Source organism: Bacteroidota bacterium (genome assembly GCA_018692315.1).
GTDB lineage: Bacteria > Bacteroidota > Bacteroidia > Bacteroidales > JABHKC01 > JABHKC01.
This window is the reverse complement of sequence record JABHKC010000024.1, coordinates 1-12,758: the sequence shown is the minus strand read 5'-3', so window position 1 is coordinate 12,758 and position 12,758 is coordinate 1. Positions and strand designations below refer to the sequence as shown.

9 protein-coding genes are annotated in these 12,758 nt (G+C 34.7%); 8 read left to right on the top strand and 1 reads right to left on the bottom strand.

The window, feature by feature from the left end:
• Positions 1–8: 8 nt before the first annotated feature.
• The 8 genes from HN894_01990 (at position 9) to HN894_01955 (ending at position 12,062) form a co-directional block, all read left to right on the top strand.
• Positions 9–1,196 carry a quinol:cytochrome C oxidoreductase gene (locus HN894_01990; protein MBT7142080.1) on the top strand — a complete coding sequence of 396 codons (1,188 nt, stop codon included), beginning with the start codon at positions 9–11 and terminating at the stop codon, positions 1,194–1,196.
• Between the two features lie 25 nt (positions 1,197–1,221).
• Positions 1,222–2,037: a cytochrome c gene (locus HN894_01985; protein MBT7142079.1), complete on the top strand. Its 816-nt coding sequence runs from the start codon at positions 1,222–1,224 to the stop codon at positions 2,035–2,037.
• A 67-nt stretch (positions 2,038–2,104) separates the two neighbouring features.
• The gene (locus HN894_01980) at positions 2,105–5,725 is read left to right on the top strand and encodes a nitrate reductase subunit alpha (GenBank protein MBT7142078.1); all 3,621 of its coding nucleotides are present in this window, start codon (positions 2,105–2,107) and stop codon (positions 5,723–5,725) included.
• A gap of 47 nt (positions 5,726–5,772) precedes the next feature.
• Positions 5,773–7,263, top strand: a complete 1,491-nt coding sequence (narH, locus tag HN894_01975; protein MBT7142077.1) for a nitrate reductase subunit beta — start codon at positions 5,773–5,775, stop codon at positions 7,261–7,263.
• 50 nt (positions 7,264–7,313) lie between these two features.
• Positions 7,314–7,916: a hypothetical protein gene (locus HN894_01970; protein ID MBT7142076.1), complete on the top strand. Its 603-nt coding sequence runs from the start codon at positions 7,314–7,316 to the stop codon at positions 7,914–7,916.
• A 43-nt stretch (positions 7,917–7,959) separates the two neighbouring features.
• The gene (gene narI, locus HN894_01965; GenBank protein ID MBT7142075.1) at positions 7,960–8,679 is read left to right on the top strand and encodes a respiratory nitrate reductase subunit gamma; all 720 of its coding nucleotides are present in this window, start codon (positions 7,960–7,962) and stop codon (positions 8,677–8,679) included.
• A gap of 75 nt (positions 8,680–8,754) precedes the next feature.
• Entirely contained in the window at positions 8,755–10,296 is a 1,542-nt protein-coding gene (locus HN894_01960) for an MFS transporter (protein MBT7142074.1), read from the top strand.
• 98 nt (positions 10,297–10,394) lie between these two features.
• Positions 10,395–12,062: a NarK/NasA family nitrate transporter gene (locus tag HN894_01955; GenBank protein MBT7142073.1), complete on the top strand. Its 1,668-nt coding sequence runs from the start codon at positions 10,395–10,397 to the stop codon at positions 12,060–12,062.
• A gap of 343 nt (positions 12,063–12,405) precedes the next feature.
• Here HN894_01955 and HN894_01950 read toward each other — a convergent pair whose 3' ends face one another.
• Positions 12,406–12,564, bottom strand: coding sequence for a zinc-ribbon domain-containing protein (locus tag HN894_01950; GenBank protein ID MBT7142072.1), 159 nt, complete (start codon positions 12,562–12,564; stop codon positions 12,406–12,408).
• Positions 12,565–12,758: the final 194 nt, after the last annotated feature.

The window sequence follows — 12,758 nt, the reverse complement described above, 5'->3', positions numbered from 1 at the left end:
ATTTGAAAATGGATAAAGCATATACAGTATCACCAAAATTAAGGATAGCTTCAATTATCCTTGTCCTTATCGGTATTGCGGCTATAATCGTAGGGTTTTTGTCAAATCCTCAAAGAACTTGGGCAAACTATTTGATAAACAACTATTATTTCATATCTCTTGCGATAGGAGCTACTTTCTTCATGGCAATTCAATATATTACTCAATCCGGCTGGTCGTCAATGTTTAAAAGAATTGCAGAAGCTATGGGAAGCTATATTCCTTATGCAGCAGTACTTTTATTTATTTTTGTGCTTTTTGGGGCACATTCAATATACCACTGGTCACACCACGATGCAGTTGAAGCTGACGCATTACTAAAACACAAATCACCTTATCTGAATACTCCATTTTTTATAATAAGATATTTGATCATTTTCGCAGTTTGGATTGTCTTAATTGCTTTGTTACGAAAATTTTCATTAAAAGAAGATTTGATTGGAGGAATGGAATATTTTCACAAAAGTGAATTCTATTCAAAAGTATTCATTTTTGCTCTAGCTGTAACATTTAGCTTTGGAACATTTGATTGGATAATGTCGATAGATGCTCATTGGTTCAGTACTATATTTGCTATTAAGAATCTTGTGTCAGCATTTTTGCATGGCTCAGCAATATTAGCATTGATAGTAATTCTGTTACATAAACAAGGACATTTTCCTATGTTGAATAAATCTCATTTACATGATTTGTCAAAATATATGTTCATTCTCGGAATTATTTGGGCATATATGTGGTTTTCGCAATTTCTATTAATTTGGTATGCAAACATGCCTGAAGAAACTTTTTACTATCAAACAAGAATTAGTGGTGAATGGAAAGTACTTTTCTATGTAAATGTTATTCTTAATTGGTTATTTCCATTCTTATTTTTAATGTTAAACAAAATTGCAAAAAACATAAATGCACTTTTAATTACTGCTGTAGTTTTAATGATTGGAATGTGGGTTGATTTATATTTACAAGTTATGCCCGGCTCAACAATTTCAGAATCCTCACCTATGGGTATTAATTCTATAGGTTTTGTTGAAATAGGCATGTTCTTAGGGTTCTTGGGATTGTTTATTTTTGCAGTTTCAAGAACATTGAGTAAAGCAAAACTGATACCCGAAAATCATCCATATATTGAAGAAAGCTTAATGCACGAATTACATTAAATCAAAAAATAAAACTATATTTTATATGAAATACATAGCTTCATTTATTGCATCATTTTTGTTCTTAGCAGCTACTACATATGCTCAAGACGGTGCTGCACTTTACAAAAAGCATTGCCAAGCTTGTCATACGATAGGCGGAGGAATCAAAGTTGGACCAGATTTATCTGGTGTTACTTCAAAAAGAGATTTCGACTGGATAGTTAAATTTATCAAATCTTCAAAAGATTTAATTGCTTCGGGAGATGCTGATGCTGTTGCAATTTTTGAAGAATTTAAGAAAAAACCGATGCCATCACATTCAAATTCTGTAGCAGAAATTCAAGCAATGCTTGATTATATTGCAAGCGGAGGAGCTTCTGAAAATAGTAGTAGTGAAGAAGGTTCAGGAAAAGAATCGTTGATATTTAAACCTGATGCTGAAAAGGGAAGGCAAATGTTCACAGGCGAATTGGCATTAATTAATGGAGGTCCTAGTTGTCTCTCATGTCATAACATACGTCATAATGAAGTGTCTTTTGGAGGACTTATGGCAATGGATTTATCAACATCCTATGTTGAAGGAGTTGTTGCATCAATGGAAACAAGCATGCCGGCTATGATAAATTCATATAGTAATTCACCTCTTACAGTTGAAGAGCATGCAAATCTTGAATTATTTCTTAAAACAACAAAAGAAGAGCAATTATACCATTCTCCCGGGCAGTTCAAAGGAATGTTCTTCCTATTTGGAGCAATTTTCTTTGTAGTAATTCTTGCAGTTATTAATCTGTTTTGGAAAAACACAAAAAAAGCTGGAGTGAGAGACGAAATATTTAGTCGTCAAATAAGAAGTTCATAATTATAAAATTTTTGAAAGAGAATTTTGAAAATATCAATTTTGACAAAAATTTAAACACCTTTTATAAATGAGTTGGATACAAGATTTAATTAGACCGGATTTAAGAAAATGGGAAGAATTTTACAGAAACAGATGGCAACACGATAAAGTTGTTCGTAGTACACACGGAGTAAACTGTACCGGCGGATGTAGTTGGAATATTCATGTAAAAGATGGAATAGTTGTATGGGAAACACAAGCCATAGATTATCCAGAATTAGAAAGTTCATTACCTCCTTATGAACCAAGAGGTTGCCAGCGTGGAATTTCATTTTCTTGGTACTTATACAGTCCAATTCGTGTAAAATATCCATTGATGCGTGGAGCTCTTCTTGATTTATTTAAAGCAGAAAAAGAAAAAACAGGCGATGCCGTAAAAGCATGGGAAAATATTCAAAACGATCCTGAAAAAAGAAAAAGATATCAAAAAGCAAGAGGTAAAGGAGGATTCCGAAGAGTATCATGGGATGAAGCACTTGAATTGATGGCAGCTTCTAATATATCTACAGTAAAAAGATATGGACCTGATAGAATTACTGGTTTTTCTCCAATTCCTGCAATGTCAATGCTAAGCTATGCTGCAGGTTCGCGATTTTTACAACTTATGGGTGGAATAAATCTCAGTTTTTATGATTGGTATTGTGATCTTCCAAACTCATTTCCAGAAATTTGGGGAGAACAAACAGATGTTGGAGAAAGTGCAGACTGGTATAATTCAAAATTCATTGTAGCGATGGGTGCCAATCTTGGAATGACTAGAACACCTGATGTACACTTCTTTTCTGAAGCCCGACACAATGGAACAAAAACAGTTGTAATGTCTCCGGACTTTAATATGGTGGCAAAATATTCCGATCAATGGATTCCAATTCATGCCGGTCAAGATGGTGCATACTGGATGGCTGTTACCCATGTAATTCTCAAAGAATACCATGTTGATAAAAAAACTCCTTATTTTATTGATTATACAAAAAAATATACTGATAGTCCGTTTCTTGTTGAATTAGTTGAAGAAAATGGCAAATTTGTTCCTGCTAAAATGTTGCGGGCTAACCAGATAGAAAAATACAAAAATATTGAGAATGGCGATTGGAAATTCCTAAACATTGATTCTGCAACAGGAAATTTTGTTTGCCCCGGAGGAAGTTCTGGGCACAGGTGGGATAGCAAGCCTGGCAAATGGAATATGAAATTTGAAGACGCAGAAGATGGTACTTCATACGATCCAATTCTATCTTTGATTGAAAACAACGACGAAGTATTGCAAGTTGAATTTACCGAATTTGGACTTGGTGTAAAAGAAGAACGAGGAGTACCAGTAAAATTTGTAGATACGATAAGAGGAAAAGTACCTGTTACTACTGTTTATGATTTGATAATGGGACAATACGGAATTGACAGAGGTCTTGCAGGGAGTTACCCAGAATCTTATGATGATAAAAATACTGCATATACACCGGCATGGCAAGAAATATTTACAGGAATTGGAAGAAATACTATTCTTCAGTTTGCACGTGAATGGGCAAGAACTGCTGAAGCTACTAACGGTAAGTGTATGATTATAATTGGTGCTGGTATTAATCACTGGTATCACAATAATTTGATATACCGAGCAGGGACTATGGCACTTATGCTAACAGGAAGTATTGGAGTAAACGGAGGAGGAATGAATCATTATGTGGGACAAGAAAAACTTGCCCCGATGGATTCATGGTCAGCAATTATGTCCGCAAAAGATTGGCAATCTGCAGTAAGACTTCAACAAGCTCCTATTTGGCACTATATTAATTCAAACCAATGGAGATATGACGGAAATCAAGCTGACTATAATACTGTTCCGGAAAACGATTTTTCGAAACAACATACAGCTGATCATATTGTTAAAGCTGTGAGAAACGGATGGATGCCATTTTATCCTCAATATACAAAAAATAGTCTTGATATTATTACCGATGCCGAAAAATCGGGTGCAAAAAACGACGATGATATTAAAAAATATGTTGTTGAAAAACTAAAAAGCAAAGAATTAATCCATGCTGTTGCTAAACCGGATAATGAAAAAAGTTTTCCGCGAGTGTGGTATATTTGGAGAGGAAATGCAATAAACTCAAGTTCAAAAGGACATGAATTCTTTTTAAAACATTATCTTGGAACACATAACAATACTATAGCAGACGAGGTTGCAGATAAATTCGTAAAAGATATAGAATGGACAGATGACAATCCTGAAGGAAAAATGGATTTAGTTGTAGATTTAAACTTCAGAATGGATACTTCGGCACTTTATTCAGATATCGTACTCCCAGCAGCCTCGTGGTACGAAAAGGCCGATTTGAATAGTACAGATATGCACTCATTTATTCATCCATTATCTGCAGCTATCAATCCGGTTTGGGAAGCAAAAAGCGATTGGCAAATTTTTAAAGAAATTGCACGTGCTACAAGTGAATTAGCAAAAGAGCATATTCCTTCACCGGTAAAAGATCTTGTAAATGTGCCAATTTTACACGACACTCCCGGCGAAATTTCTCAAACAGAAATAAAAGATTGGAGCAAGGGTGAATGTGAACCTATACCAGGCAAAACAATGCACAATCTTGCTATTGTAGAAAGAGATTATACAAAAATTTATGAGAAATATATCAGTCTTGGCAGAAATATAAAAAATGGTTTAGGAGCACATGGTAATCCCTATCAATGTGGAGATTATTATGATATGATGCTCAAAGAACCAGACCATATTCAAAAAATTGATGGAGAAATTTATCCTTCTCTAAAAGACGATGTAGAAGCAGTTGAGGCAGTACTTCACCTTTCTTCACTTACAAATGGTGTTTTAAGCGATAGGGCATACGAAAATGCAGAGAAACGCACAGGGTTGAAACTTAGAGATTTAGGTGAAGGTAGCAAAGATGTAAAATTGACATACAAAAACCTGCAAGCACAACCTAAACGATACAATAACTCACCATTATGGTCCGGATTAATGAATGACGGAAGAGCTTATTCAGCTTATACTTACAATATTGAACGTTTAGTTCCATGGAGAACTTTAACAGGTCGTCAGCATTTTTATTTAGATCATGAAGGTTATATTAAATTCGGAGAACATTTGCCAACATATAAACCCTCACCAAAACCTGAGGTTTATGGAGAATTACGGCAAACCGTAGTTGAAGATAAGGCGAGAGTTCTAAATGTACTTACACCTCACGGTAAATGGCATATTCACTCAACATACGGAGATACATTACGAATGCTATCCTTGTCGAGAGGTACAGAACCATGTTGGTTGAGTGAAATTGATGCTGAAGAAATGGGAATTAAAGATAACGATTATGTTGAAGTTCACAATGATAATGGAGTGTATTGCACAAGAGCTTGCGTAAGTGCACGAATTCCAAAAGGTGTTTGCATAGTTTATCATTCACCGGAACGTACTTATCAACTTGCAAAATCGCAAGTCAGGGGAAACCGCCGTGGTGGTGGACATAATAGTTTAACACGAGTTCACTTGAAACCAAATTTACTTCTTGGAGGCTACGGTCAATTTACTTATCATTTTAATTATTGGGGACCGGTTGGTGTAAATCGGGATACTCATGTTGTTGTTCAAAAAATGGAAAAAGTTGTTATTGAAGACCATTAATTGAATATTATTATTGACTATTTTATATTTTAAAAAAAAAATAACAGATGGACGTAAGATCACAAATATCAATGGTATTCCATATGGATAAGTGCATTGGTTGTCATACTTGTTCAATTGCATGTAAAAATATTTGGACTGATAGAAAAGGAGCTGAATATATGTGGTGGAATAATGTTGAAACAAAACCGGGAACAGGTTATCCTATGAAGTGGGAGGATCAGGAAATCTACAAAGGTGGTTGGAAGAAAAAAGGCGAATCGGTCGATTTAATTGGTGCAGGTAAAGTAAAGGGAATGAATAAAATTTTTCATAATCCTAATCTCCCAGTTCTGGATGATTATTATGAACCATGGACCTATAAATATTCAAATCTTTTTGAGGCACCTGAAGGTGATGACCAACCTGTGGCACGGACAGTTTCATTAGTTACCGGCGACCCTATTGACGTAAAAGCAGGTCCAAATTGGGATGATGATCTCAGTGGTTCGATTGACTATGCCCGACAAGACACAAACCTACAGGATTTGACCGAAGAAGAAAAAAAGACAATGTTCCAATTAGAAAGGATGGTAATGTTTTATCTGCCAAGGATATGCAACCATTGCCTTAATCCTGCTTGTGTAGCATCTTGCCCTTCCGGAGCAATTTACAAAAGAGGTGAAGACGGAATTGTTCTTATAAATCAAAAACGTTGTCGTGCGTGGAGAATGTGCGTAACAGCTTGTCCTTATAAAAAAAGTTATTATAATTGGAATACTGGAAAATCAGAAAAATGTATTCTTTGTTTTCCTAGAGTCGAAACCGGGCAAGCACCAGCTTGTATGCACACATGTGTTGGTAGAATTCGTTATCTTGGAGTTATGCTTTATGATGCTGACAGAATAGAAGAAATTGCTTCATGTGAAAATAAAGATTTAGTTGAAAAACAATTAGATATTTATTTAGATCCATTTGATCCAACAGTAATAGCTGCTGCAAAAAAGAATGGTATTGCTGATTCAACAATTGATGCAGCTCAGAATTCGCCTGTTTATAAGTTTGTGAAAAAATGGGGAATTGCACTACCTCTGCACCCTGAATACCGAACATTACCAAATTTATTTTATGTACCCCCACTATTGCCAACAATGGCAAGTACAAAGGGTAATACATATGATAGTACAACTGATTCTCTTTGGGGAAAAGCTGAAGATACAAGACCTCCTCTAAAATATTTGGCGAGCCTGTTTACTGCCGGTGATACCGAAAAAATAAAAGAAGTATTAAGAAAATTGCAAGCAGTAAGAATTCATCGTAGAGATGTAACAGTTGGAGATATTGACAAAAATGAAGCTGTAGAAGCTCTAAGAGCTTCAAATATTGATACCGAAATGGCCGATGCAATTTTTAGGTTGACTTCATTAGCAAAATTTGAACAACGGTTTATTATACCGGAAGCACACCGTGAAGAAGCAATGGAACTAATTGAAGATACTGGCGATGTTAAAGGTAATACCGGTTTTGGCTTTTTAAATAAACCAGAGCGAGGATTATAAAAAATTTGTATTTAAAACACTAAAATCTCAAATCACATATCCCAACATAAATGAAACATTATTCAGCATTAGCGTCTCTATTTAGTTATCCCAACCAAGATTTAGCAAAAAAGGTTAGTGAAATAAATGAAACTATTATTAATCTCTATCCTGAAAATCAGGAAAATGTTGAGGCTTTTTTATCCTTTGTTGAAGAAACACCCGTTGAAAAACAAACTGAATACTACATTAAAACTTTTGATATCCAAGCTTTGTGCTATCTTGATATAGGTTATATACTTTTTGGAGAAGATTACAAAAGAGGGGAGTTTCTTGTTAATTTAAGAAATGAGCATATTAAGGCAAAAAGCGATTGTGGTTCTGAACTTGCTGATCATTTACCAAATATGTTAAGGTTGTTGCCAAAAATTGCCGATAAAAATTTTGCAGAAGAATTAGGCTATAGTATAATGATACCAGCATTAAAAGAAATGTTGAAAACTTTTGAAGACAAAAGTAATGTTTACAGAAAAAATCTGGTAACGCTTTTGAATATTATGGAAACAGACTTTAAAGATCTTAACTATAAGCAATTTGTTGTTACAAATAATGACAAAACAAATTTTCTAAAAAATATTAACTGCAACCCACATGCCTGCAAATCACGAAAGTAAGTAGGATAGCTAACAAAAATGACAATATAAAATAATAAAGATTATGAGTAACTTCTTCTTTGTAGGGCTGCCATACGCCTCAATATTAATTATGATTATTGGTACAATTTACAGGTATCAATCATTAGAGTTTGAATACTCTTCATTGTCATCGCAGTTTCTTGAAGGGAGAACCCTTTATAAAGGAGTACGTCCTTTTCATTGGGGTTTGATGTTTTTATTTTTTGGACATCTTATTGGTTTTCTTTTCCCAGAAACAGTATTGGCATGGAACGGACAATATTTACGACTTTTGATAATTGAAATTGCTGCATTTGGGTTTGCACTTTCAGCCTTATGGGGATTAATTATTTTAATTATTAGAAGGTTACAAACAAAAAGAATTCAAATTGTAACTTCAAAAATGGATGTAGTTGTTTATATTGTATTATTTGTTCAGATTGTTACAGGACTAATTGTTGCATATTTCCATCGTTGGGGTACTTCGTGGTTTGCATCTACAATGACACCTTATTTAAAATCTCTGTTTATATTATCGCCTGATACTGCGGCTCTTGAAGCAATGCCAATTTTTATTCAGATTCATGCAATTTCAGCATTTACAATTTTAGCAATAATTCCTTTTACCAGATTTGTTCACTTTTTAGTATATCCATTTAGGTATTTCTTCAGAAGCTATCAAAGAGTAATTTGGAACTGGGATAAAAATAAAATCAGGAATTCACGAGAAATACATGTTGGAAAACGGCCTAAAAATAATTAGACAGGAATTAATTATTTGTTTGGTTTTATAAACATACATTTTCAATTGTAATACTTTTATTAAATATTTTATTATATGAGCAAAATAGCACCATCATTAATTAATTTTAAAGATCCGAGTATAAGAACTTTACATCTTACTTGGATAGCATTCTTTCTCACATTTGTTGTATGGTTCAATATGGCCGGTGTTCTTTCAAAAATGATAGAACAGTTTGAATGGCTTTCGAAATCGAACGTTAAAGCATTATTGGTAACAAACGTGGCTTTAACAATACCTGCACGAATTATTGTAGGAGGTTTGATTGACAAGTATGGACCAAGACGAATATTTGCAGGTCTAATGGTAATCATGATAATCCCGGGTTTAACATTTGCTTTTGGGAATAACTTTACACAATTAGTTTTATCAAGATTAGCTCTTGGTGCCATTGGTGCCGGTTTTGTTATTGGTATCAAAATGACAGCAAACTGGTTTACACCTAAATATATTGGTCGAGCCGAAGGTTTTTATGCCGGCTGGGGAAACTTTGGATCTGCAGCTGCAGCTGCAATGGTTCCTTTTGTAGCTGTGAATATGTTAGGGGGCGACTGGCGTTGGTCTCTTGCAATTACAAGCATAATAGCTGCAATATACGGTGTAATATATTTCTTCATTGTTAATGATTATCCTGAAGGAATAAAACCTTCCATCAAGAAGAAAAGTGGAGGTGCAATGCCCGTTTCATCCTATTTTGATTTAGTGCAATATATCGTTTGGGAATTACCATTATATGGTGCTCTTGGGCTGGTTGTGTATGTTTTACATAAGCAAATGATTTATGCCGAACATATGATAAGTTGGGCTCAAGTTTGGATAGCCTGGATAATACTTGGAGCAGTATATCTTGCCGATGTTGTAAGAATTGTAAGAACCAATCTTCCTCGCTTAAAAGTTGGAGTACCGGAAAAAGACAAATTCCCGTTTGGAAGTGTTGGGGCACTGAATACTACATATTTTGCAAACTTTGGTGCCGAACTGGCTATCGTTTCAATGCTTCCAATGTTCTTTTATGAAGTTTTCAGCAATTTACTATATGAAGATGGATCTCGTATTATGACCTTAACAATGGCAGGAGCAGTTGCAGGTTCATTTGCTTTTATGAATTTAGTTGCTCGTCCATTAGGAGGTTTAATTTCCGATAAAATGGGAAAACGTAAGAATACAATGTTGCTTTACATGGCAGGGATTTCAATTGGATTTTTTCTTATGGCGATTATTTCAAAATATGGACCAATAGGTGCAGAGGGTGAAGTTACACTACTTCCACAATTTAACACGATTGGTTGGTTGATTGTTTCTGTAGCAATTACAATGTTTGCTTCTTTCTTTGTTCAAGGTGCTGAAGGTGCAACTTTCGCAATGATTCCGTCCATAAAAAAAGAAATGACAGGAAGAATTGCCGGTATGGCAGGAGCTTTTGGTAATGTTGGGGCTGTAACATATTTGTTTTTATACAATTTTATGGATGATAAATCTTTCTTATATATGCTTTCTGCCGGTGCTTTGATTAGCCTCATATATTGTTTTATAATGCTAAAAGAACCCAAAAATGCATTTGTAGATAGTTTTGATTAGTACCCAAACTGAGTGATTGTGAACAAAGAAAATTTGTAATTCTTTGGTGCGAGAAGGATACAACAAAATTTGAATTAAATTTTACAAAAAAATAAATTATGTCGAATATTAATATTACTGATTGGAATGTTGAAGATGCAAATTTCTGGAATTCAACAGGAAAAAAAATTGCTACTCGAAACCTGTGGATTTCTATTCCAAGTCTGTTGGTTGGGTTCGCAGTCTGGCTGATGTGGGGAATTATCGGAGTTCAGATGATTAACTTAGGTTTTATATTTGATCCCGATCCTGCAACAAACAAAAGTATGATGCTTACGCTTGCAGCAATTGCCGGCTTAACTGGAGCAACACTGAGAATTCCAAGTACCTTTTTTATTAGATTGGCAGGCGGAAGAAATACAATCTTTTTTACTACTGCCCTACTTTTGATTCCAGCTATCGGCACTGCAATAGCATTACAAGACAGTTCAACACCCTTATGGCAATTTCAATTTCTTGCCTTTCTTTCTGGTTTTGGTGGTGGAAATTTCGCCTCTTCCATGAGTAATATTAGTTTCTTTTATCCTAAAAGAGTACAAGGAACATCTTTAGGGCTTAATGCCGGATTAGGAAATTTCGGTGTTACAACTATGCAAATACTTATACCTCTTGCGATGACAGTTCCATTGCTTGGTTCTTTGAGCGGAGTAGAATTAGAACTTTCTGGACCATCGGGTACAATTTTTAAGAGAATTGCCGCCGGATCGACTACATGGATTGCAAATGCCGGATGGGTCTGGGTTTTATGGTTAGTGCCGCTTGCATTTTTTGGTTGGTTTGGTATGAACAATATAAAAACAGAAGCAGTTACACCCAACTTAAAAAATCCACTTATTTCATTTGGACGAATTTCATGGTTACTTTTTCTCGGATTTTTAACTGCCGGATTAGGCTTATTTTTCATCCTACCGCCACCAATTGGTTTAGACCCGGGAGATAATGCATTTGTGAGTAATGTATTGAAAAACAAGTGGGTAATTCTTCCAATAATAATTGGCTTAACAGTTTTTCTTCTAAAACTTGCATCTCCTGGAGAAATAAAATCAAATTTAAAAAGACAATACGCAATATTTGATAACAAACATACTTGGGTAATGACAATCATTTATACCATGACATTTGGTTCGTTTATTGGATTTTCTGCAGCAGTTCCACTATCAATCAAATTCATTTTTGGATATATTCATACTCTTGGACCTGATGGGCAATGGATGCACGATGTATCAAATCCGGATGGACCGAGTGCATTTATGTTTGCTTGGGCTGGTCCGTTTATTGGAGCCTTAATTCGTCCGGTTGGGGGAAAATTGTCAGATAAATTTGGTGGTGCTTTAATCACTCAGATAGTATCAATTATAATGGTACTTGCAGCACTTGGTGTTGCATATTATATGGCTCAGGCATATCACTCTGAAACACCGCAAGACTTTTTTATGCCATTTTTTATTCTCCTTATAATTCTTTTTGCAGCTACAGGAATTGGCAATGGCTCAACATTCCGAACTATTGCAATGGTATTTAACAAAGAACAAGCTGGTCCTGTTTTAGGATGGACTTCAGCAGTTGCTGCGTATGGAGCATTCATTATTCCAAAAGTTCTTGGGGAGCAAATGAAACTGACTACTCCTGAATATGCTCTATATGGATTTGCGGCTTTCTACGCCATTTGTGCTGTATTAAATTGGTGGTACTATCTTGGCCCTAAAGCTGATATAAAAAATCCATAGTGATTTACTAAACATAGAACTATATTCAGACCTCAATAAATTAGTAAAATATTAATTTTTAAATCGCAGGTAGTAAGTTGAATTTTTGTTGTGAGTTGCGTGAATACGAGTTACGAGTTCTGTCAGAGACAATTGTATTTAACGAAACATGTAATATTAACTCCTAAGTTGAATTTTTAAATTGCAATTATTTTCATAAAAAATCCAAAAATTTTGAATTCAGATTTTGAGTTTGATTTTTTTCAGAAAAGTCCCGTATTGAAGTACGGGACTTTTTTTTATTTCAGAATTGCTGAAATTTTTACTTTTATTTATTGTCTAATGGGTTTTTTCATCATTATTCCTATTGAATTCCACAGTATGGACAAAATACAAATCCTTCATCAAGTCGATTGTTGCAATTTTTGCAAAGTTCAATTTGTTCAATATCCGATCTATCAGAAATATTGTTGTCCTTATCAATGCTATAGCTTATTTTGTTACAATTTATATTGGCAAAAATCTAAAACTCAAAATAGTTTTTGAGAAAATATTTATCTTTGCTAAACGCTTCTTCGGGATCCCTTCTTTCTATAGCTATGCCTTGGCAGATGGTATCTTTAATTATCTGTTTGATAATAAATATGGGCTAATTTATAAAACTAAACCCAAAATCCCTGATAGCCAGCTATCTATAATTTGGGAGGAAAATTGAGG